The following is a 23,197-nucleotide window of genomic DNA, read 5'->3' as shown; positions in this document are numbered from 1 at the left end:
AGAGTGGATGTTTTGATTAACTTAAGCCTTAACGGCCTTGCCACAGGAATGCTGATCTTTCTCCTGGCAGCCGGCCTTACTTTGATTTTTGGCTTGATGGATGTGCTTAATTTTGCCCATGGCGGATTGTTTGCCTGGGGTGCATACAGCGGCATTTGGATATATTCATCAACAGGAAGCTTTTTTGCGGGGATCATCGGTGCGGTCCTTACCGGCATGATTCTTGGAATTATAACCGAGCGTTGGATCATCAAGCCTGTTTACGGCAACTATGTGCAGCAAATCTTGATCACTCTCGGCCTGATGCTTGTTTTATCAGAGATGCTAAAGGTGGTCTGGGGGCCTAACCAGATTTCAGCAACAACTCCTGATTACCTTTCTGGCAGCTGGGAGTTCGGCGGGATCATCATCATTAAATACCGCGTTTTCATCATTGCCGTAGGATTTGCCGTATTCCTTGCTGTTCAATACCTGTTAAAAAAGACAAAAATCGGCCTTGTCGTTCGCGCAGGTGTGATGAACAAGGAAATGGTCCAATCACTCGGCGTCAACATCCAGAGAGTATTCATGTTCGTGTTCATGATTGGGGCCGGCATGGCTGCTCTTGGCGGAATGCTTTTAGGGCCATATTCTGGCGTGATTTATGCGGATATGGGCATGGAGTTCGCGATCCTTGCATTCATCGTAGTGGTCATTGGCGGAATGGGCAGCTTTACGGGCTCGGTAATGGCTGCAATTCTGGTTGGATTGTCAGGTTCATTCATGGCCTACTATGTTCCGGACCTGGCGCTGGCAGCAAACATGCTGCTGATGGCAGTCGTGCTGATCTTCAGGCCGCAGGGCTTATTCGGGGCAAAGGGGTGAGAAAAGGATGACAAGAATGTTTTCAAATCGCATGAACATCTTATATTTGCTTGTCGCCGGGTTCCTGGCAGTACTTCCGTTTGTCTATGACTCCAGAAGCACGCTCATCCTTCTCTCTCAGGTGTTTATTTTTGCGGTATTGGCGATGAGTTATGACATCCTGCTCGGATACACCGGAATCGTCTCGTTCGGACATGCGATGTTTTTCGGAATCGGGGCATATACAGTTGGTGTCTTCATGAAAAGGTTTGAGCCGGAAACAAGCTACTTTCTGCTCGCTGTCCTGGTCACGATTTTGCTGACTGCTGTGGTCAGTTATGTTGTCGGACTGCTGACACTGCGGCTGAAAAGCCATTTTTACGCGATGCTGACGATGGCGTTCGCGGGATTGTTTTTGGTGCTCGCTGAAAAATGGCGGACTGTTACTTACGGAAATGACGGCTTTACTTTCCGGGTCCCGGACTTCCTGAAGGACCGGACTGATTTTTACCTAATTTGCCTCGCTTCGATGGTCATTGTCTTCATTTTGTTAAAAAGGTTCACCAACTCACCGCTAGGAAGAGTCCTTCAGGCGATTCGGGAAAATGAACAGCGGACAGAATCGCTCGGATATAGCGTTCTTCAATATAAAGTCATTGCCAGTGTCGTGTCAGGAGTCATCGCTGGAATTGCAGGGATTTTATATGCTGTGTCCTTAAGATTCGTTAACACGAGTGTTTTTACGATGGACATCACACTTGATGCCTTGCTGATGACAATCATTGGCGGAGTCGGGACGCTTGTAGGGGCGATCATCGGCGCGGGAATCATCGAGTTTTCCCATCACTGGCTGACAGAGCTGGCTAAGGTGCACTGGATTTTCGAAAGATGGATTATCTTTTTCGGAATCATTTATATCCTTGCTGTCATGTTCTTCCCTCAGGGGATTGTCGGTTCTTTACAGAAGCTGAAATTCAGAAAGAAAAAGACAACTGCGGTTCCAGTAGACTCAGAGACTATAAGTCAGGGAGATTCGTGATGGAAACAAAGCAAGTTACTTCATTCGTCCTCCGCTTCCAGCTCACGGACATCGAAATGGACAGCAGCAGAAAATACTGGAGAGTCAAGGTAACGCATGTGCAGGAAGAAAAAGAAGCAGTGTTTGATTCCTTGGAGTCGGCAATGAAATTTATTAAGGAAATTGTTGGTGAATCATAGACCGTTTTTTGAGGGGGGATGAAGATGCAGATTGGCATTGTTAGTACGGGAGTCTATCTTCCCGAAACCTATGTCACCGGAGCGGAAATTGCCCGGTTGGCAGGAATTCCCGAACAAGTTGTGGAAGAAAAAATGGGTATCAGGAAAAAGCCGGTGCCCGGCCCGGAAGACCATACATGTGAGATGGGAATAAAAGCTGCAAGAATGGCATTGGAAAAAGCAAACCTGGATCCGCTGGACATTGACCTGGTCATCTATATAGGCGAGGAGTACAAGGAGTATCCATTATGGACAGCCGGCATCAAGCTGCAGGAGGAAATTGGCGCCAAGAATGCCTGGGCCTTCGATACGGCCTTAAGATGCGGAACGACTGTGATGGCACTGAAGTTGGCGAAAGGGATGATGCTCTCTGATTCGGGAATCAATACCGTTCTCCTTGCCGGGGGCTATCGCAATGGAGATTTTATAGATTACCAGAATCCGAGAACACGGTTCATGTACAATCTTGGGGCAGGCGGAGGTGCGATTATCCTGCAAAAGGGCCATGGCAAGAACGTGTTGCTGGAAACAGAAATGATTACGGATGGATCTTTTTCAGAGGATGTCGTCGTTGTTGCCGGAGGAACAAAAAATCCGATTTCTGCGGAAAATCTGGCACAAGGCCTGTACCAGCTTGATGTTCTTGATCCGAAGGGAATGAAGGAGCGGCTCGAGCAAAAGTCGATGGGCAATTTTTTAAAGGTCATCCGGCGGTCCGTGGAGAATAGCGGATTTTCCGAAAAGGACATTTCCTACATCGGAATGCTTCACATGAAGAGGTCTGCACATGATTATGTATTGGGGGAGCTGGGTTTATCGGAAGAAAACTCCATCTACCTCGAAGACTATGGGCACATCGGACAGATTGACCAGATCCTGTCTCTGGAATTGGCAGAAAAGGCAGGAAAGTTAAAAGACGGAGATGTTGTCGTTCTAGTCAGTGCCGGGATCGGCTATGCCTGGGGAGCAACGACTATTGTTTGGGGAAAGGGTGTGCTGTAATGGAAAAAACGGCAGTGGAAATGAAGAAGGTTGGCTTGCCAAATGGGGAGACAATCGCTTATAGGGAGCGGGATGGCGGAACCAAAAATGTGTTATTGATCCATGGTAACATGACATCGTCCAAGCATTGGGACTTGCTGATTGATCAGATTCACCCCGAGTATAAAATTTTCGCGCTTGACCTGCGGGGATTCGGTGAATCCAGCTATCATAGGCCAATCATGTCAATCAAGGATTTTTCTGATGATCTAAAAATGTTTGTCGATGTAATTGGATTGAACGATTTTGCACTTGTCGGATGGTCGACGGGAGGAGCGGTAGGCATGCAGTTCGCTGCTGATTATCCGGGATATTGCGAGAAACTCGTGCTGCTCGCCTCAGCATCAACAAGAGGATATCCGTTCTTCGGGACGAGTGAAGAAGGTCTGCCGGATGTTAACAACCGGCTGGTTACTTATGAAGATGTTAAAGGAGATGCTGGTAAAACGATTGCCGTCCAGACAGCCTATGACCAGCTAAATAGAGGATTTCTAAAGGCAATGTGGAATATGTTGATTTATACCAATCGTCAGCCGGAAGAACGGCATTATGACGAATATGTTGATGATATGCTGACACAGCGCAATCTGGCTGAAGTCTACCATTCTCTTAATACGTTTAATATCAGTCCCGTCAATAATGGGTTGAAGGATGGAACAGACCAGGTGAAGGACATTCAGATTCCTGTGCTTGTGCTCCGGGGTGACCGGGATCTCGTTGTTACAGAGAGGATGGCAGATGAAATTGTCGAGGACTTTGGGGGGCGTGCAAGGTTTGTGGAATTGAAGGATTGCGGCCACTCGCCATTAGTGGATGACCTGGATCAGCTATTGAGGCATATTGAAGGATTTTTAGCAGAGTAGGAAGGTGTTTTTATGAGATTGAAAGATAAAGTAGCGATTATTACAGGTGCAGCGAACGGAATCGGGCTTGCTGCAGCAAAGACTTTTGCCCGTGAAGGCGCCAGGGTTGCCATGGGGGACTTTGATGAGGAAACAGGTTCGCAGCGCGCAGCTGAATTGTCTGCTGAGGGCTATGACGTCGCTTTTTTTCAGGTGAACGTTGCTGACAGGTCCAGTGTTGAAACGTTGGTCCAAAACGTTCTTGGCCATTTTGGTAAAATTGATATTTTAATAAATAATGCAGGCATCACAAGGGATGGGATGCTTCACAAGCTTGCGGCTGAGGACTTTCAAAAAGTCGTTGATGTTAACCTGACTGGCGTATTCAATTGCGCACAGGCAGTTGTGCCGGCGATGGTCCAGCAAGGATCAGGAAGAATCATTAATACATCTTCCGTTTCCGGGATATACGGCAATGTAGGCCAGACAAACTACGCAGCGACCAAAGCGGGAGTCGTCGGGATGACGAAAACATGGGCAAAGGAACTCGGCCGCAAAGGCATCAATGTTAATGCCGTCGCACCTGGATTCATTGAAACGGGAATGACCGCCGCAGTGCCGGACAAAGTGATTGAACAAATGAAGATGCTCGTTCCCCTTGGCAGGCTCGGTATGCCAGAGGACATTGCCAATGCTTATTTGTTCCTCGCCTCAGACGAGTCCAAATATGTAAACGGTACCACCCTCCATGTAGATGGCGGGATTATGATGTGATTTTGAAAAGCGCACACTTGCTGCGCTTTTTTATTTTGGGTAGTGTGGGGAAAGGGGGAATGATTTTTTTCTGAGAGTTAATTTTTTAACCGGGAATAAAACTGCCCCAACCGGGAATAAATCCCTTCCAACCGGAAATAAAAGTTGGCCAGCGAGGAATATAGGGTGCAACCGTTAAATAAATCATCCCAACCGTATAAAAATTCGAGCTAACCGTTAAATAAATCGTCCCAACCGTTTAAATAAATCTTCAAACCGTGAAAAACCTCCTAACTGGTATTAAAATTGCGTCAACTGATATTGAATCTCCTCTAACTGGTATTAAAATTGCGTCAACTGATATTAAATCTCCTCCAACTGGTATTAAAACTAATTGTTCCCACTGTTATCGGCCAAAAGGTGCTTTAAAATACCAAAAATGCATTACACTTTCAACCTTTTCAGTCCGCCGATTATCACTTTAGGGGTTAACTCCCAACCAAAAGTGGTAAATGGTATTAAAAAAGGATGAGGTGCTGTACATGGAAGAAACAAAGCAAAAATACTACTTTAATATAGAAAGCGGCGAAGTGCTGGACACGGCGGCTGAGCCGGAGGGCCATTTATTCACGTTGATTGCCACAGGAGAAGAAATCAAGGATCTGCGCGAATACCTGGAAATAAACTATAAAGCAGATTGGGCAACATACGGAAATTCCCATCTGCATCCTTTCAAGGACCCGGACCGTGAACATGCTGAATATGACTTTGCGATGAAGGAAATTTATGCGATGGTCTACAAACTGGGTGATGCTGAAGCAAGGAATCACGTGAAAAGCATGGGGTTATTTACAGAAGATGAGTTGAGGGGCATATAAAACTTTTGGCACCATAGCTAATGCTGTGGTGCCTTTTACTTATGTAACTATCAGCTAATGCTGTGGTGTCTTTTACTTATGTAACTATCCTGTAACTCCCATCTTCTAAAATGAATCCATCAAGACGAGAGAAGGAGAGATTGCGGTGAGGTGGGAGCTCGACTGGCTTGAATCTAGAGCGGGATTGACACCGGATGCAGCTGCGATTGCCGATGCAGGGACAGATCAGGATTGGTCTTTTAGGGAAGTCAATGATCGGGCTAAAGCAATCGCAGCGTGGCTGGGTGAAAAGGGTGTCAAAAAAGGCGACAGGGTTGCACTGCTTGCGCCGAACGGGATCAGCTACTTTGATTTGCTGTTTGCCTGCGGAAAGATCGGCGCCATTTTTGTGCCGCTGAACTGGAGGCTGTCCCTCGATGAGCTGGCATATATTATAAAGGACTGTGAGCCTAGACTGCTGGCGTTCCATTCCAATTTTACAAAAGAAGTGACAATGATTTGGGATGAAGAAGACCGTTGTATTCAAATCAATGGTTCACGATACGATCAGCTATTTGAAGCAAAACTTGGACAGTTGGATACTGCAGAGACAAATGTGGAGGAGGAAGATCCACTTGCGATGATTTATACAGGCGGAACCACAGGAAAGCCCAAAGGAGCGGTTCTGTCACATCGGGCAATCGTCTGGAACAGCCTTTCCACAATCGCCAGCTGGAATCTGACGAACGAGGACACGACGGTAACGTATTTGCCTCTATTCCATACAGGCGGTTTGAACGCTCTTTCAATCCCTATCCTGATGGCAGGAGGAAAAGTCGTACTGGCAAACGACTTTACCCCCGATAAAGCTATCGAAAATATGATAAGGTTTAAATCCAGTATTGTGCTTTTGGTGCCTACAATGCACCATATGCTTGTAAAATCAGATTTCTTTCAGAAGGCGGAATTCAAGAATCTAAAGCTATTTTTATCAGGGGGTGCACCGTGCCCGCTCGAAATCTATGAAGCTTATAAACAGAAAGGCCTGAGCTTCAAGGAGGGCTATGGACTGACAGAGGCTGGCCCAAATAATTTTTACATAGATCCTTCAGAGGCAGATGTAAAAAGGGGATCGGTCGGCAAGCCAATGTTATTCCATAGTATCAGGATTCTGGATGAAGACGGACAAGAGGCTGGAGCAGATGAGGTCGGTGAACTTGCCATCCAGGGAAAACATACATTTTCTTTTTACTGGAAAAATAAAAACGCGACCAAAGACACATTGAAGGACGGCTGGCTCTACACAGGCGACCTGGCTAAGAGAGATAAGGATGGTTATTACTATATTGTCGGCAGGAAAAAAGAGATGATCATCACGGGCGGTGAAAATGTGTATCCCCTCGAGATTGAGCACTGGCTCTGTTCCCATCCTTCGATTCGCGAGGCTGCGGTGGTCGGAATGCCGGATGAAAAATGGGGAGAAGTCGTGACTGCATTCATTGTTCTTGAAGAGGGAGCCGCTTTGGGAGAGCAGGAAGCCAAAATGCATTGCAGGCATAAGCTTGGCGGCTATAAAGTGCCGAAAGTAATCCATACCATTGGCCAGATGCCGAAGACGCATGTAGGCAAAATCGATAAAAAGAAACTGAAAGAAGATGCGCTTTCTGCATCGGGGCATAAGCCTGTCAGCTAAAATAAAAGAAAGGCATTTCAGCCAGCTTTTGCTGTCTGGAATGCCTTTTTTTGAATCAAAATGCAAAGAACAATATTAAAAATGAATAGTGAAGAGAGCAAAATCATGACACTGATGAATGGCAACAGTGCCGCAACCGGCGGGGCGAGACTGGCCCCGGTCAGCAGGATGAATGAATAGAGCGACAGTGCTTTGGCGCGCTGACTGCTGCCGTAAAAGCCGATCAAGGTAATGACGGTCGGGATGACGAGTGAAATGGATGAAACGAAAAAAATGGAAAAGAATATCAAAGCACCGGTGGAATGGAAGAAAAGCAGCATAAAAGCGCTTGTTGACCCGATGGCCAAACCGAACATCAAAGTTCGCAACTCTCCCCAGCGATCGATCAGCTTCCCTGTGAAAAGGGAAAGAGATGCCCCAATCAATCCAACCAGCCGGATCATCAGCAGGTCTGAGGCAGGGCCGTCAAAAAAACGTCCAATACTATCATAGAAGGCGATAATCGCGAACAACAGCGAGAACGTAATCACATAGCATTTCATCAGGCGCGGCTCATTTAGCAATTGAAAAAAGATCTTCCATAAAGGCTTGCTTTCTGTCGCAGGCGGTGGTGATTCTTTCAGCAGGAAAAAAGCAGCAGCAAATAGAATGAAATAAAGTGCTGAGAAGAAAAAGAAGACGCTATTCCAGGAGAAAACATCAGCCAGAAAGGCGCTGGCAACCTGCCCGAAAATCCCCGCGATTAAAAATCCTGTGTTGATCAGCACGACCAGAATCGTCCTCTGCCTAAAATTGAAAATATCATAGGAGTAGGCGAAAGCAACTGAAGCAAAAGTAGCAAGGGTGATTCCCTGCAGCGATCGGGCAATCCACAAACTGAGGGATCCGACAGAGAAGCCGACTGCCAGTGTCGTTAATGCAGAGGCCAAAAGCCCGAATACAAGGATTTTCTTTCTGCCTGTGAAATCGGAAACCGGCCCGAATGACAGCAGACCGCAGGCGTAGAAAAAAGTAAACAGCCCTCCTGCGAGGACAACGTGAGATTCGGCGATTATTAGGTCTTCCGCAAGAACGGAGTAAATAGGAATCAATGTATAAATATTGCTTGCGACCATGATGGCGCAGATTGTCAGAAGGATGGAAGCCTTCTGAAAAAAGGACATGGATTTCATGTATATCACCTGCCACCACTAACATATGCAGGCACCGCTGATTTTGCAGTTTGTTTTGGGAAAAATTAACGGGCTTCCTGCTTCCAAAATGTCCTGAAAAAAAGGTATAATGAATGATATATAGAACAATCGTTTGGTAGGTAGAGGCGCATGAATATGAAGCGCCTTTTTCATTTTTAAAAGTGATAGAGAGATAGATATTTTAATAGAGAAAGGGGTAGTAAAATGTCTGTGCGTTTAGTATTGGGGCGCTCGGGGAGTGGCAAGACCGAGATGATCATTGAAGAAATTAAGGACAGGCTCATCTCGGACCCGCAGGGGGACCCGATTGTTTATCTTGTCCCTGAACAAATGTCATTCCTCTCCGAATACAGATTGTCCACTGACCCTGAACTTGGGGGCATGATCAGAGCGCAGGTTTTCAGCTTTCCTCGCCTAGCATGGAGAATCCTGCAGGAAACAGGCGGATATACTCGCCAGCATTTGGACAGCGTCGGGATCAGCATGATGATCCGCAAAATCATTGAAGACAAAAAGGACGAGTTGAAAATTTTCCAAAAGGCAGCGGATAAGAATGGCTTTGTCCAGCAGATGGAGCAGATGCTGATCGAATTCAAACGCTATGCGATCAATCCTGATGAGCTCGCCGGAAAAATGGAGGAAGGCTCAGCGGGCAATAAAGCGCTGAAGGATAAAATCCATGATCTTGAGCTGGTCTATCGACAATTTGAGGATGAGTTATTCGGCAAATATATCGATTCAGAGGATTACTTCAAATTGCTGGCCGAGAAAATCCCGGCCTCACAATATTTAAAAAATGCAGAAGTATACATCGATGGCTTTTACAGTTTCACGCCCCTTGAATTGATGATCATTGACCAGCTGATTGGCAATTGTAAAAGGGTTACCATCGCTATGCCCGTCGACAAGGGGTTCAAAGATACTCAGCCTGATGAACTGCATTTATTCAGGCTAACAGGAGAAACCTGTTCAACACTGTATGACATGATAAAAGCAAAAGGCTATGCGCTAGAAGAAGAGATTGTGCTGACGGAACAGAGACGCTGGCAGGATGAATCCCTGAAGCATCTTGAGAGAGAATTCGATTCCAGGCCTGCCGTCAGATATAACGGGGAGGCTGCAATTCATATTGCCCAGGCTGCCAACAGAAGGGCGGAACTTGAAGGGGTTGCCCGCAAGATCCTCGGTCTGGCAAGGGATAATGGTTATCGTTACCGCGATATTGCTGTACTGATGAGAGGCAGCGAATACCGCGAAGTACTTGAAACGATATTTGACGATTATGGACTGCCTTACTTTATTGACCAGAAGCGGAATATGCTCCATCATCCATTGATTGAGCTAGTGCGTTCCAGCCTTGAAACAGTTTTGGGGAACTGGCGGTATGAGCCGATTTTCCGGGCTGTAAAAACAGACCTGCTTTTCCCTGATGGCGTGAATCTGAACAAGATGCGAGAACAGATGGATGTGCTGGAGAATTATGTTTTGGCTTATGGCATCCAGGGAGATAAATGGACGAAAAAAGAGCGCTGGAAATACCGCAGGATTCGCGGTTTGGAATATGACGGTTTGGCTCAGACGGATGCAGAAAAACAGACAGAGAAGGAACTGAATGACCTGCGTTTGCTGATTACTTCTCCGCTGCTGAGGATGGCTCGCCGTCTAAAGCGTGCTGACACTGGAAGGAAGCTTTCGGAAGCAGTCTATCTATTCATGGAAGAGCTTGATATTCCGGCGAAGCTTGAAGCATGGAGAATGTCGGCAGAACAGGAAGGAAGGCTGGTAGAGGCTAGGGAGCATGAGCAAGCCTGGAATGCAGTGATCAACCTTCTTGACCAGTTTGTCGAGATGCTTGGTGACACGAAAGTTGCGCCAAAACAGTTTGTGTCGATTCTGGATGCTGGTTTTGAATCACTCAGATTCTCGCTGATTCCGCCGGCGATTGACCAAATATTGATTGCCGACCTTGAAAAGACAAGGCTTGCCGATGTTAAAGTCGCATTTGTCATCGGCGTCAACGAAGGTGTCCTGCCGGCGAAGATGACGGAAGAAGGAATTTTTGCAGATGATGACCGGGAGCTTTTGCAGTCAAAAGGAATAAAGCTTGCTCCAAGCAGCCGTACGAAGCTTCTGGACGAAAACTTCATTGCTTATAAAGCATTCGTTACGCCGTCTGAACAACTGTATATCAGTTATCCAATCGCCAATGAAGAAGGGAAGGCTTTGATGCCATCCTCCTTCATCAAGAGGATCGCTGACCTATTCTCTGAACATCAAACGCATTTCTTCCTGCCAGATCCATCGGAATTGACGGAAGAAGAGCAAATAGAGTACGCAGCTGGCGAAAATGTAGCCTTGTCTTATCTGACTTCCCAGCTTCAATTGAAGAAGCGCAATTATCCTGTCTATGATTTTTGGTGGGATGTGTACGATTATTATATAAAGAGTCATCAATGGGGAGATACAGCACGCAAGGTTCTATCAAGCTTATTTTACGAAAACAGGACGAAACAATTGTCCGAATCACTCACGAAGGAGCTTTATGGTGACGAAATCCAGGCGAGTGTTTCAAGGATGGAGCTGTTCAACAGCTGTCCATTCTCGCATTATGTCCAGCATGGCCTGAAGCTGCGTGACCGCCAGATTTTCCGCCTTGAAGCGCCGGATATTGGGGATCTGTTCCACGCTGCGCTTAAGGAGATTGCCGAGACTGTCATGCAGCAAAACCTCAGCTGGGCTCAGCTAACAAGAGCCCAGGCTGAAGAGCTTGCAAGGGATGCTGTCCAAAAGCTGGCTCCTAAATTGCAGAATGAGATCCTGCTGAGCTCGAACAGGCACCATTATATCAGGCAGAAACTGCAGAATATCATCAGCCGCGCGTCACTTGTATTAAGTGAACATGCAAAGGTCAGCGGATTTTCACCAGTTGGCCTGGAGCTCGGCTTCGGACGCCAGGGAAAACTGCCGCCGCTTGCTTTTTCACTAAAAAATGGCACGAGGATGGAGCTGATGGGCCGGATTGACCGCGTCGATAAAGCAGAGGATGACCAGGGAGTGTACCTGAGGGTCGTCGACTATAAATCCAGCGTGAAGGATGTCAATTTGACAGAGGTATATTATGGTGTGGCCCTTCAGATGCTCACCTATCTGGACATTATCATCACTCATTCGCCATTGCTGGTCGGAAAGGCAGCTGACCCGGCGGGCGTTCTGTATTTCCATGTCCATAACCCTATCGTCAACGCATCAAAAATGCTGACTCTTGATGAAATTGAAGAGGAAATCCTCAAGCGCTTTAAAATGAATGGCTTGCTGCTAGGCGATGAGAATGTCATCAGAATGATGGACAAGGGACTGGGTACAGGGAGTTCCCAGATTATTTCCGCAGGTTTTAAAAAGGATGGAAGCCTGCTGAAAAGCTCGAAAGTGGCCAGCAAGGAAGACTTTGACCATTTGCGGCAATTCGTCCGCCATAAGTATGTAGAGACTGGAAACAGAATCGTCAGCGGAATCGTCGATGTGGCACCGTATAAGCTTAAGGACAGGGCACCCTGTACATTCTGTTCTTTCAAGCCAGTCTGCCAGTTCGACCAGGCTGTGGAATCGAATGATTTCAGGAAGCTTCCGGTCATTAAAAAGGAAGATTTGCTGGAGTCGCTCCGGCAGGATCAAAATATGAAGGCAAACGATGGCTTGCCAGGAGTTAATGATCGATTAGAAGAAATACGGAAACTGGATATTCTTGCATCAATTGAGGAGGAGGAAGAGGATCTTGGCTAAAACGAATATACCGCCAGTACCGGAAGGGGCAACCTGGACGGAAGATCAGTGGAAGGCAATCATGGCCTCGGGGCAGGACATCCTAGTCGCTGCGGCAGCAGGTTCCGGAAAAACTGCTGTGCTTGTTGAGCGGATAATCAAGAAAATCACTTCCGAAAGCGATCCGATTGATGTCGATGAACTGCTCGTCGTGACATTCACGAATGCTTCAGCGGCTGAAATGCGTCACAGGATTGGGGAAGCACTGGAAAAAGCGATCGACAGCAATCCGGTTTCACCTCATTTGAAAAAGCAGCTTAGCCTTTTGAACAGAGCGTCGATTTCAACACTTCACTCCTTCTGTCTTGAAGTGATTAGAAAATATTATTACATGATAGATGTCGACCCTGGTTTCAGGATTGCAGATGAAACAGAAGGGCAGCTGCTTAGGGACGAAGTGATGGAGGATCTGTTCGAAGAAGAATACGGAAAGGCAGACAACCAGCACTTTTTCAACCTGGTAGATGCGTTCACGAATGACCGCAGCGATGAAGGCTTGAAAGATATCATTGCTGACCTGTTCGATTTCGCCAGATCAAATCCTTCACCTGACGCATATCTTGATTCAATCGTTTCAATGTATGACGCAGCAAGCAGTACTGCAATCGAGGGCTTGCCCTTTATGAATGTACTTCTCGCTGATATTGAGCTGCAGCTCCAGGGAGCGAAACAGCTTCTGGAAAAAGGGATGGAGATTGCCAGAATGCCTGGTGGGCCTGCGCCAAGGACGGTTAATTTTACAGAAGACCTGCATGTTATGGAGACCTTGCTTGCTGCAAAGGACAGATCTTGGGCAGAGCTTTATGAGGCAATCCAGCTCGCCAGTTTTGGCAGGGCGAAAACATGCCGGGGGGATGATTTCAACAAGGATCTTGTAGACAAGGCAGCCAAGCTAAGGGACCGGGCAAAGAAGGTTGTCCAGGATTTGCGGGGCGAACTCTTTTCGCGGAAACCTGAAAGCTTACTGAAGGATATGCAGGAAATGAAACCTTTAATCGCTGTGCTGATCGATCTTGTAAAAGAATTCTCGCTCCGGTTTGGAGAAGTAAAGCAGGAGCGCGGACTCGTCGATTTCTCGGACCTTGAGCATTATACTCTCGATATCCTGACGGCCGAACCGGAAGCGGAGGAAGGGGAAGCCAATCCTTCTGAAGCAGCTCTCGCATATAGAGTTAAATTCAAAGAAGTCCTTGTGGACGAATACCAGGATACAAACATGGTGCAGGAAGCGATCCTCCAGCTTGTGACAGCTGAAGGGGAAGAAGCAGGCAATCTGTTCATGGTAGGGGACGTTAAGCAATCCATATACAAATTCCGTCTTGCAGAGCCTAATCTGTTCCTTGGAAAGTACAACAGATTCACATCAAGTGGAGAAGGAACCGGGTTGAAAATAGATTTGGCCAAGAACTTCCGGAGCCGAAAAGAGGTGCTTGACGGAACAAATTATTTATTCAAGCAAATCATGGGGATCAAGGTTGGCGAAATTCATTATGATGAAAATGCCGAGCTGAAAAAAGGTGCGCCGTATCCTGAGGATGACGAGTTCCCAGTGGAGCTGCTCTTGATTGATAAAAGTGAGGGTGAATCTGCAGAAACAGAGTCTGGTGAAGATAATGAAACGGCAGCAGGTGAATTCGACGCAGACGACCTGGAACAATCCCAGCTCGAAGCAAGGCTGATGGCCAAGCATATTAAGGATATGGTAGAAGAACGCCGAGGTGTATACAATCCAAAGACAAAGACATCAAAACCGGTCAACTACCGGGATATCGTCATTCTTCTCCGCTCGATGACATGGGCGCCGCAAATCATGGAGGAATTCAAGCAGCAGGGAATCCCGATTTATGCGAATCTGTCTACTGGATATTTCCAGGCAACTGAGGTAGCTATTATGCTCTCTTTGTTGAAAGTAATCGACAACCCTTATCAGGATATTCCGCTGGCGGCTGTCCTCAGGTCACCGATTGTCGGGCTGGATGAAGAAGAGCTTGCCATCATCAGGGTCAGCCAGAAACGCGGTTCCTTTTATGAGGCATTGACAGCATTTTGTCTGCAAAAGCCAGCAGCGGAAAATGAAGGTTTGCACGAGAAGACAAGTCGCTTTTTTGAAAGCTTAAAGAGATGGAGAACCTCTGCAAGGCAGGGTTCCGTTTCGGATTTGATCTGGCAATTGTACAGGGAAACCCGATTCTTCGATTTTGCCGGCGGAATGCCAGGAGGCAAGCAGCGCCAGGCAAACCTGCGTGCACTTTATGATCGCGCGAGACAATACGAAGCCACAAGTTTCCGCGGCCTGTTCCGCTTTTTGCGCTTTATTGAGCGGATGAGGGAACGCGGCGATGACCTTGGGGCTGCCAGAGCACTTGGAGAGCAGGAAGATGTGGTCCGGATCATGACGATCCACAGCAGCAAGGGTCTAGAGTTCCCGGTCGTTTTCGTTGCCGGGCTTGCTCGGAATTTCAATACGATGGACCTGAAGAAATTTTACATGCTCGACAAAGAGTTTGGCTTCGCAGCAAAATATATCAATCCTGAAAAGCGGATCTCCCTCCCATCTCTGCCGCAGTTAGCCTTCAAGCGCAAGAAAAAGATGGAGATGCTGGCAGAGGAAATGCGGGTATTATATGTTGCCTTGACACGGGCAAAGGAAAAGCTCTATTTGATCGGCTCGGTCAAGGATGCCGAAAAAACGATCAGCAAATGGCAGGACGAGGCAAGCCATCCGGAGTGGCTGCTGGATGAATATTTAAGAGCGTCAGCTTCAGGCTATATCGATTGGATCGGACCTGCAGTGATCCGCCATCAAGATTGTGTTGATATCAGGGATGGTGCCCTTCATCCGGCACTGGGTGAGGACATTTCATGCCATCCTTCCCGCTGGAAAATCGAAAGCATTAAAGCAGAGGAAATTGCTTCATATGGTGAGGAAAAAACCGAAGAGCAAGAAAGCTTGATGGACCTTGTAGCAGCAGGGAAACCTGTAAACTTGGAATCAGGAATGGCCGAGACAGTGAAAAAGCAGCTTTCTTGGAACTATCATTTCAAGGAAGCAGCGAATCACCGTTCCAAGCAGTCAGTTACCGAGCTGAAGCGCAATCATGAAACCAGGGATGAAGAAAGCGGAACGCAGATTGTCCGGAGGTTTTCAAAACCAATCCTCAACAGGCCGAGATTCATGCAGGAGAAGAAGCTTACACCTGCAGAACGCGGAACCGCAATGCATATGGTCATGCAGCATATCGATCTGAACCAGCCTGTAACGGAAGCCTCTCTGGAGCTGCAGCTGGACTGGATGGTAGAGAAGGAGCTGCTTTTCCCTGAACAACGGGATGCTGTTGATAAAAGATGGATTCTTGCCTTTTTTGAAACGGATATCGGCAAGCGACTGGTAACTGCTGAAAAAGTCAGCCGTGAAGTTCCCTTCTACCTATCATTGCCTTCAAAAGAAGTATATCCAGATTGGCAGGGAGAAAACGAGCCGATCTTTATCCAGGGTGTAGTCGACTGCATATTCCAGGATGAAAAAGGGACAGTCCTGCTTGATTTTAAAACGGATGGCATTCACGATCGCTACAAAGGTGGTTTCGAGCAGGCAAAGCCAATTTTGGAAGAACGCTATCGAATCCAAATCAGCTTGTATGCCAAAGCAATCGAACAGGTGTGGAAGCAGCCGGTAGAGGAGAAATACTTATATTTCTTCGACGGCGGCCATCTGCTGGAACTGGACCAACTATAAAGAAATGTTAAAAACCGGCGGGATGTGAATAATAATCCTGCCGGTTTTTTTGTATGTTTAGATGAAATGTCCGGTTGAAGGCTATATCGGACAAACGGAAGGCGAAGAAAGAGAAAAGTGTCCGATAGAAGCACTTTATGCTAAAAATTCATTCAGATAGGAGGGATCACCGAGTGGCAAAGAAAAAACAATCAGGCACATGTGAATTATGCGGGAGGGAAGATGTTGAGGTGACCATTCACCATCTGACTCCGAAAGAACTGGGGGGCACTTTCATGCCAACAGCCAATCTGTGCATCCCTTGCCATAAACAGATTCATGCTCTATTCACTAATGAAGAGCTTGCAACAGATTTGAACACGATTGAGCGCCTCCGCTCTCATCCTGAATTGGAGAAATTTTTGAAATGGATAAAAAAGCAGCCTTCTACAAGGCTGCCGAAAATTTCAAAATCTAATGAGCGAAAAAGAAATAAACGCTAGTTATTTCCCACAGTCGGCTGGTCAATCAAGTTGGCATCAAGTACATTGCTGGCGCTTAATCCATTATTTGTGACGATGAATCCTCCAGTATTGAACCCACCCTGCCCAGCGACTGTTTTTGAATTGCTTTTTGGCGAGATGAACAGCGTGTCGCCAAACTGCACTGTCCCGCCGCCTACATTCAATATTTGCACAGGACCTATTATTGCTGGCATTGAAAACATCCTTTTCTGCTTTTGTTTTTTATGCTCATTGCCGTCGTAAACCTGAAATAGACCAAAAGCTTCATACTAAATCTATATGCCTTCCCCATTTGATGTGTTATTACGGGGCAATAGCTGACGTATATGCTTTACCCGGGCTTCCATGGAAATATTGTGGCTGTTTCCAAGATGGACTACAGACGAGGAAGAGGTTCCCAGGATATCAATGTTCCGAACCTTCAATACAGGGTTTAGGTTCTGGGAAGAGAAGTTCACACTTTCTTCTTCGGCTGGTTGAAATGGGATTGCTTCTGAAAAAACTGGAAAGGCGTCATAGTTACCTTCATTATCAAAAAATATCTCAGCCTCTCTTTGTACGGCCAAAGCCCTGGAAAGTGCCTGTATTTGTTGCGAATCACCAATCTGGAAAATCGAGGAGAAGGATACCGAATCAATTTTTATATGGTCAACACATGTTGTTCTCTGTAGCATAGCAATCACGATATATCCGGCGACAGTGGGACAAATGGGCCGACAATCAACGATTCTGCAGGCGTATCAAAAGTTGCTGCAAGCTGGATTGTATCAGCATCCCCAACCATAAGCAGCGAGGAACTTGATACACCTATGATCCTGATGTCGCCGACACAAATATCACGGTTATAAACTTGGAAATTCATTAAGAGCGTCCTTCCTTTACATTATCCGGCAGGTTTTTCAGGAACAGGAATACACCATTCTGGATTTCCTGCTTAATCAAATCAATCACACGTTCATTCAACTGAGGACTAAGTTCCGTACCTCTCTCATTCGAGGATTGTTCTTTTAAATGATGAGCCACTCTGCCAGATAACTGTTTTTTGATATCATTTTTTATAAACTCGAAATAGGAATCATCTACACTGATTCCCAGCTCCGCCTGGGCGCCTTGGTAAATGTTCTCCAGTTCCGATTCTAGATATTGGTCTATGGCTGTTTCAATCTCGATTGTCCTTTTAAATAACTGCTTTGGCGGAATCGGAACATTCACAGCCTTTTGATCTACGGTAAAATCGTCGATTCCATCCAAGTCCGTTGGGTTTAACCCGATATTCAAAGTTCCCTCAAGGGTTTCCACTTTCAACTGGTCGAACTTATACTCGATATTTCCGATTTGAACCGGAGGCCGCTCCTTCAGTGCAGCAATTTCCTGCTGCAGTTCGGAAATCATTTTCTCCAATCTTGCAGTCTTTCTGCTCTGGTGCTCCACATATAAATGCAGTTTCTTTATATATTGATAAAATTCCGCATCCAAAATGAATCACCTCGAATCGGCCGATTTTTAAAACATCCCTAATTTCGTGGAACAGGGGCCTGCAAAGGGACGGCAGGAGCTTCAAGTGTACCGCCTGGCATATCCCCCATGCCAGTTGAAATTTCCGTAGGGTGGACAGCTTCTGGTGCAGGTGCTGTGAATCCACCAGTGTTATAAAGGTATGAAACTGGCTTGATCATTCCTGCACTGCCAATTTGCAGTACAGAAGAGTTCGTGATTCCATCAATCCTCAGAAGGTTAATATTGATGGATTGTTGTATATAAAAATTCATTGTATTCACCCGCATTATACATTCAGATAATTTCCTTGATCGACGGCATCTGGATCATACGTATTTGTAGAGCTTTGGTTATTGTACACGGTCAGTCCATCTCCGGTATTGAATGAGCCAGCTCCAGAAAATGTTTTTGCATTGGAAACCGGGCTTATTCTGTAAACATCGCCTATGTGGAAAACGGAGCTGTTCCCAAGGGAAATGACCTGAGCGACTCCAACGATTGCTGGCATTTGCAACACCCTTTAATAAGATTTCTTTATTATCCTATGTGCCCAGAAGCAGAATGTGATTAAAATGCCTATTCGGTTAGAAGGCCCTTTTCACAAAATTCATGATACAAGAGGTTAGCAGTGAAGTCTTAGAGAAAATACATGTTATATAACAGTTAAAAAGTTATATAACAGGAAGGGTAATATGTTAATATATTTATATATTTAGAATTATAAAATTATTCTACAGGAGGCAGATTATGAACGTTCCATTGCTTTTGAACCAGTTTCTAGATCGTGCAGTGTCGCTTTACGGCGATAAGAAAGCCATTTTTTCGGAAGATCGGGCACTTACATATTCTGAGTTGAATGATAGGGTGAACAGGCTTTCTGATGGATTAAGGAAGATGGGAGCGGGGAAGGGTGACCGGATTGCTTACCTTGCCCCGAATTCAATCGAAATGCTTGAAGGTTTTTACGGTGTATTCCAGGTAGGCGGCGTAATGGTTCCATTGAACATTCGCCTGAAGCCGGATGATTATTTGTTCATCCTTAACCACAGTGAATCCAAAGTTTTGTTCGTGGACCAGGATTTATATCATTTGATCCAGCCAATCAAGGATCAGCTCGAAAGCGTTCAGCATATTATTGTCCACTACAAGGAAGATAGCCTGGATGAAATCAGTTATGACGAATGGCTTTCACAGCAATCTGCCGAAACTTTTAAACGAGAAGAGCTAGATGAAAACGATGTCTGCAGTCTTCTGTATACAAGCGGGACGACCGGGAATCCAAAAGGTGTCATGCTCACGCATCGGAATAATTACCTCCACGCATTGAGCACGATGCACCATTTACGCGTCTGCGATGAAGATGTGCTGTTGCATGTCCTGCCGATGTTCCATGTTAATGGCTGGGGCTCGCCATTTTATTACACTGCGAACGGTGCTTCGCAGGTATGTCTGCGAAAAACAACGCCTGAGACAATTTTTAACGCACTGGAAAAGCATAAAGTCAGCGTCATGCATATGGCTCCAACTGTTTTGAATGCGCTGCTGCAGTATTATGAAAAGAATGTCCCGAGTATTGAACAGCAGGTACGGGTGGTTATAGCCGGTTCTGCACCGCCACCGGCATTTGTAACCCGGGTGGAAAAGGAACTTGGCTGGGAGTTCATCCAGGTGTACGGCATGACAGAATCTTCTCCTTTGAGCACAATCTCTACTGTCAGGTCGCATTTGAAGCAGCTTCCTTTGAATGAACAATACCGAATGAAAGCAAAAGCAGGTATATCCATGATTGGCAGCCAGGTAAAGGTCGTGAATGACCACGGAGATGAGGTTGCCCATGATGGCAAGGAAATTGGTGAGGTTATAACTCGAAGCAATGGAGTCATGAAAGGCTACTGGAAAAATGAAGAGGCGACGATGGAAACGATCCGCAATGGCTGGCTTCATACCGGGGACATGGCAACGGTCGATGAGTACGGTAATATTGATATCGTTGACCGCAAAAAGGATGTTATCATCAGCGGCGGCGAAAATATTTCATCCATCGAAGTCGAGGGAGTACTCTATGATCATCCGTCGGTCCTTGAAGCGGCAGTCATTGCTGTTCCTCACGAAAAATGGGGTGAGACTCCGCATGCCTATATTGTGCTTCGTGAAAATGAGCAGGTGACAGAGCAGGAGCTCATTGCTTTTTCGAGAGAAAAACTTGCCCATTTCAAAGCAATTACAGGAGTGACTTTTGTAAAAGAACTGCCGAAAACGGCTTCCGGAAAAATCCAGAAGGTTCATTTGCGTAACGAATATTGGGAAGCGAATGGCAAGACTGGCAGATTTGTAAATTAATAGCCTATGGGGATGCCTTGCTATTGGCATCCTTTTATCTTTTTATCCTGCTCATCAGTTACCTTTGGCATGTTGGTTTATTGTGTGATATACATAGATTAGATGTTAACTATTGGATGGAAAGAGGGGGAATATGGGGATTAACGGACAGGTATCCGGAAATAGGGTTATTTCAATTGACCGGATGCGGGGCTTTTCATTATTGGGGATTTTTCTCGTAAATATGATTTCATTCCATTCACCGTATTTTTATATCGATCCAGAGACATGGTGGGGTGGAACTGAAAATTTATTTACATACCGGTTCATTGATTTATTTATCCAGGCCAGCTTTTACCCGCTATTTTCGATGCTATTCGGATATGGTCTGGTTATTTTAAGAGAACGCAGTCTTGAAAAAGGGTTAAGCTTCCATCCTCTTGTTTTAAGGAGACTCACGATCCTGTTGTTGATTGGGATCATCCATGCATTCTTGATCTGGCCAGGCGATATACTCGTAACATATGCAGTCTGCGGTTTTGTTTTCCTTCTGTTTATTGGCTGGAGTGCGAAGAGGCTTTTTATTGGCGGATTGACTTTATACATAGTTCCAAACGTCCTTCTCTTGTTGATGCTCGGTGCAGCATCAGCCGTTGACGGCGGAGAGGGATTTTCGATGTATGACGCACAAGCTGCAGAGCAGTCGATCACCATCTATCAAACGGGCAGCTTTGCAGAAGTGACACATCATAGAATAACTGAATGGTATCAAAATAATAACCTGGTGGGATTGTTCTTATATTTGATCACAATCCTTCCTTTGTTCATGATTGGTGCTGGAGCGGCAAAGCTGAAATTGTTTGAAAATGTACGAGGCAAAAGAGGTAAGATTGCAGTCGCTGCGGCTGTACTCGCAGCTCTTGGCCTGTTGATAAAAGCAATTCCGTACCTGTATGAAAAAACAATGATGACGGATTATTTGCAGGATGTTTTTGGCGGTGCTATGGTCGCGATGGCTTATGCATTAATTATTGCGCTCGTTTCTGAGGTAAGACAATTTGACAGGTTCTTCTACCCAATGGAGGCTGCCGGCAGGCTCTCAATCAGTAATTATCTGATCCAGTCCATCGTTTCGACATTGATTTTTTATAGTTATGGACTAGGATTCTATGGGGAATTGTCCATTTTCTATGGATCAATGCTGGCACTGATCATTTACATCATACAATTGGCATTTAGCAGCTGGTGGGTCAAAAGGTTTTACTATGGTCCGGTAGAATGGCTATGGCGAAATGGCACTTACCTGAAAAAGCAGCCTTTTAAAAAGTGTGAGGCCTGATGGAGAAAATCATCATCATCGGTTGCGGAGGTGCAGGGAAATCTACACTTGCCCGGAAGCTGGGAAAAATACTCAACATAAAGGTGTATCATCTTGATGCATTGTACTGGAAACCAGGCTGGGAAATGACTGCAAAAGATGAGTGGGAAACACTTATCAAGGAAGTGATCGAAAAAGATTCATGGATTATGGATGGCAACTACGGCAGCACGATGGATCTGCGGGCACTAGCAGCTGACACCATCATCTTCCTTGATTATTCTAGTGCAAGATGCCTGTATGGTGTTTTCAAAAGAAGAATCATGTACCACGGCAGGACAAGGCCGGATATAAATGAAGGCTGTCCGGAGAGTCTTGATTGGGATTTTATCAAGTGGGTGGCTCAATACAAGCGCAAAAATGCGCCTGGCATTATGGCTAAATTAGAAGAATTCAAGTTTCAGGGTAAAGAGATTTACCATTTAACAAATCCTCGTGAAACAGAAGCATTCCTGGAGGGTTTGATCAATAAAAGGGGGATAATCAAATGAAATTTGTTACTTTTAAAAATGGATCGGGTCAATCTATCGGGGTAGTTAATGCAGAAGGGAGTCATCTTCTGCCACTTGCGGATGCCTATGAAAATATGGGCGGTAAATCAGCTTTCCCATCTGACATGATTGAAGCCATTACCCAGGGCGAAATTTTTTATCAAGAAGCAGAAAAAACTGTTCAATGGGTAAGCGAGAACAATCTGGACAGCGAAATTTATATCCCGCTTGAATCAGTGGAACTGCTCGCGCCGATTCCACGCCCGTCCAAAAATATTTTCTGTGTTGGCAAAAATTACGCTGAGCATGCAATTGAAATGGGAAGCAAGGATGACATTCCTGAGCATATCATGGTATTTACGAAGGCACCTACAACCGTCATTGCCCACGATCAGACTATCCTTACGCATAGCGAAGTGACAGAGCAATTGGACTATGAAGGCGAGCTGGCAGTCATCATTGGCAGGAAAGGCAAGGCAATCAAAAGGGAAGAGGCATTGGATTATGTGTTTGGCTATACAGTTCTGAATGATGTGACTGCCCGAGACCTCCAGGCAAAGCATAAACAGTTTTTCATCGGCAAAAGCCTTGATACCACATGCCCGATGGGACCGTGGATTGTCCACAAATCCGCAATCGAAAATCCGAACAAACTGGATATAAAAACAGCAGTAAATGGAGAAGTGCGGCAGGATTCGAATACGGAAAACTTTATTTTCCCGATAGAAGAAATCATTGCAGTACTCTCCCAGGGAATGACCCTAGAGCCAGGAGATATCATTGCTACCGGAACACCAGCAGGCGTAGGCAAAGGCTTCAAGCCGCCAAGGTTCCTAAAGGCTGGAGATACAATTGAAATTACTGTTGAAGGGATTGGAAAATTGCGTAACAAAGTGGAGAGTTAATCATAGCCTGGCCAGATTATTTTAGTTTTTTTGGCGCCGTTATGATATGATATTTTAGAATTTACTATTA

The 23,197-nt window shown here is 45.8% G+C and carries 22 protein-coding genes; 15 read left to right on the top strand and 7 right to left on the bottom strand.

Features of this window, described 5'->3' with window-relative positions:
• Positions 1-3 precede the first annotated feature (3 nt).
• The 8 genes from J7I80_RS00165 to J7I80_RS00130 all read left to right on the top strand — a co-directional run bounded on the left by J7I80_RS00165 (position 4) and on the right by J7I80_RS00130 (position 7,286).
• Positions 4-864 carry a branched-chain amino acid ABC transporter permease gene (locus J7I80_RS00165; RefSeq protein WP_214735427.1) on the top strand — a complete coding sequence of 287 codons (861 nt, stop codon included), beginning with the start codon at positions 4-6 and terminating at the stop codon, positions 862-864.
• Between the two features lie 7 nt (positions 865-871).
• Positions 872-1,882 (top strand): branched-chain amino acid ABC transporter permease, encoded by a 1,011-nt coding sequence (locus tag J7I80_RS00160; protein WP_483297676.1) that lies wholly within the window; start codon positions 872-874, stop codon positions 1,880-1,882.
• Complete coding sequence (locus tag J7I80_RS00155; protein ID WP_214735425.1) at positions 1,882-2,061, top strand: hypothetical protein; 180 nt, start codon at positions 1,882-1,884, stop codon at positions 2,059-2,061. Before J7I80_RS00160 ends, J7I80_RS00155 begins: the two co-directional genes overlap by 1 nt.
• 24 nt (positions 2,062-2,085) lie before the next feature.
• The gene (locus J7I80_RS00150; RefSeq protein ID WP_214735424.1) at positions 2,086-3,102 is read left to right on the top strand and encodes a 3-oxoacyl-ACP synthase; all 1,017 of its coding nucleotides are present in this window, start codon (positions 2,086-2,088) and stop codon (positions 3,100-3,102) included.
• Positions 3,102-4,004: an intracellular short-chain-length polyhydroxyalkanoate depolymerase gene (phaZ, locus tag J7I80_RS00145; RefSeq protein ID WP_214735423.1), complete on the top strand. Its 903-nt coding sequence runs from the start codon at positions 3,102-3,104 to the stop codon at positions 4,002-4,004. The genes J7I80_RS00150 and phaZ overlap by 1 nt, the downstream gene beginning before the upstream one ends.
• Positions 4,005-4,016: 12 nt before the next feature.
• The gene (gene fabG, locus J7I80_RS00140) at positions 4,017-4,757 is read left to right on the top strand and encodes a 3-oxoacyl-ACP reductase FabG (protein WP_214735422.1); all 741 of its coding nucleotides are present in this window, start codon (positions 4,017-4,019) and stop codon (positions 4,755-4,757) included.
• A gap of 521 nt (positions 4,758-5,278) precedes the next feature.
• Positions 5,279-5,614 carry a hydrolase gene (locus J7I80_RS00135; protein WP_214735421.1) on the top strand — a complete coding sequence of 112 codons (336 nt, stop codon included), beginning with the start codon at positions 5,279-5,281 and terminating at the stop codon, positions 5,612-5,614.
• Between the two features lie 145 nt (positions 5,615-5,759).
• Positions 5,760-7,286, top strand: a complete 1,527-nt coding sequence (locus tag J7I80_RS00130; protein WP_214735420.1) for a class I adenylate-forming enzyme family protein — start codon at positions 5,760-5,762, stop codon at positions 7,284-7,286.
• 17 nt (positions 7,287-7,303) lie between these two features.
• Here J7I80_RS00130 and J7I80_RS00125 read toward each other — a convergent pair whose 3' ends face one another.
• Positions 7,304-8,458 (bottom strand): MFS transporter, encoded by a 1,155-nt coding sequence (locus J7I80_RS00125; RefSeq protein WP_251027507.1) that lies wholly within the window; start codon positions 8,456-8,458, stop codon positions 7,304-7,306.
• A 225-nt stretch (positions 8,459-8,683) separates the two neighbouring features.
• Here J7I80_RS00125 and addB point away from each other — a divergent pair, with 225 nt between their 5' ends.
• The 3 genes from addB to J7I80_RS00110 all read left to right on the top strand — a co-directional run bounded on the left by addB (position 8,684) and on the right by J7I80_RS00110 (position 16,516).
• Positions 8,684-12,259, top strand: a complete 3,576-nt coding sequence (addB, locus tag J7I80_RS00120) for a helicase-exonuclease AddAB subunit AddB (RefSeq protein WP_214735418.1) — start codon at positions 8,684-8,686, stop codon at positions 12,257-12,259.
• Positions 12,252-16,034, top strand: a complete 3,783-nt coding sequence (addA, locus tag J7I80_RS00115; RefSeq protein ID WP_214735415.1) for a helicase-exonuclease AddAB subunit AddA — start codon at positions 12,252-12,254, stop codon at positions 16,032-16,034. Before addB ends, addA begins: the two co-directional genes overlap by 8 nt.
• A 173-nt stretch (positions 16,035-16,207) precedes the next feature.
• Positions 16,208-16,516, top strand: a complete 309-nt coding sequence (locus J7I80_RS00110; RefSeq protein WP_353050067.1) for an HNH endonuclease — start codon at positions 16,208-16,210, stop codon at positions 16,514-16,516.
• Here the strand turns inward: J7I80_RS00110 and J7I80_RS00105 are convergent.
• The 6 genes from J7I80_RS00105 to J7I80_RS00080 all read right to left on the bottom strand — a co-directional run bounded on the left by J7I80_RS00105 (position 16,513) and on the right by J7I80_RS00080 (position 18,542).
• Positions 16,513-16,731: a spore germination protein gene (locus tag J7I80_RS00105; protein ID WP_023615349.1), complete on the bottom strand. Its 219-nt coding sequence runs from the start codon at positions 16,729-16,731 to the stop codon at positions 16,513-16,515. The two genes, J7I80_RS00110 and J7I80_RS00105, sit on opposite strands and share 4 nt — an antisense overlap.
• Positions 16,732-16,812: 81 nt before the next feature.
• Positions 16,813-17,211, bottom strand: a complete 399-nt coding sequence (locus J7I80_RS00100) for a spore germination protein GerPE (RefSeq protein ID WP_214735409.1) — start codon at positions 17,209-17,211, stop codon at positions 16,813-16,815.
• 5 nt (positions 17,212-17,216) lie between these two features.
• Positions 17,217-17,399 (bottom strand): spore gernimation protein GerPD, encoded by a 183-nt coding sequence (locus J7I80_RS00095; protein WP_214735407.1) that lies wholly within the window; start codon positions 17,397-17,399, stop codon positions 17,217-17,219.
• Positions 17,399-18,013, bottom strand: coding sequence for a spore germination protein GerPC (gene gerPC / locus J7I80_RS00090; RefSeq protein ID WP_251027506.1), 615 nt, complete (start codon positions 18,011-18,013; stop codon positions 17,399-17,401). The genes J7I80_RS00095 and gerPC overlap by 1 nt, the downstream gene beginning before the upstream one ends.
• A 38-nt stretch (positions 18,014-18,051) precedes the next feature.
• Entirely contained in the window at positions 18,052-18,306 is a 255-nt protein-coding gene (locus tag J7I80_RS00085; protein ID WP_214735404.1) for a spore germination protein GerPB, read from the bottom strand.
• 14 nt (positions 18,307-18,320) lie between these two features.
• The gene (locus J7I80_RS00080; protein ID WP_192473070.1) at positions 18,321-18,542 is read right to left on the bottom strand and encodes a spore germination protein; all 222 of its coding nucleotides are present in this window, start codon (positions 18,540-18,542) and stop codon (positions 18,321-18,323) included.
• Positions 18,543-18,781: 239 nt separating this feature from the next.
• Here J7I80_RS00080 and J7I80_RS00075 point away from each other — a divergent pair, with 239 nt between their 5' ends.
• The 4 genes from J7I80_RS00075 (at position 18,782) to J7I80_RS00060 (ending at position 23,127) form a co-directional block, all read left to right on the top strand.
• Positions 18,782-20,374: a long-chain-fatty-acid--CoA ligase gene (locus J7I80_RS00075; protein WP_214735402.1), complete on the top strand. Its 1,593-nt coding sequence runs from the start codon at positions 18,782-18,784 to the stop codon at positions 20,372-20,374.
• Between the two features lie 133 nt (positions 20,375-20,507).
• Positions 20,508-21,692 (top strand): DUF418 domain-containing protein, encoded by a 1,185-nt coding sequence (locus J7I80_RS00070; RefSeq protein WP_214735400.1) that lies wholly within the window; start codon positions 20,508-20,510, stop codon positions 21,690-21,692.
• A complete protein-coding gene (locus J7I80_RS00065) occupies positions 21,692-22,222 on the top strand; it encodes a DNA topology modulation protein (protein WP_214735398.1) in 531 nt (176 codons plus the stop codon). The genes J7I80_RS00070 and J7I80_RS00065 overlap by 1 nt, the downstream gene beginning before the upstream one ends.
• Complete coding sequence (locus J7I80_RS00060; protein ID WP_214735396.1) at positions 22,219-23,127, top strand: fumarylacetoacetate hydrolase family protein; 909 nt, start codon at positions 22,219-22,221, stop codon at positions 23,125-23,127. Before J7I80_RS00065 ends, J7I80_RS00060 begins: the two co-directional genes overlap by 4 nt.
• Positions 23,128-23,197 lie beyond the last annotated feature (70 nt).

This window comes from Bacillus sp. ISL-41, assembly GCF_018613235.1.
Classification (GTDB): Bacteria; Bacillota; Bacilli; order Bacillales; family Cytobacillaceae; genus Mesobacillus.
Note: the sequence above shows the minus strand (reverse complement) of the source record. Positions and strands in the feature narration are given on the sequence as shown.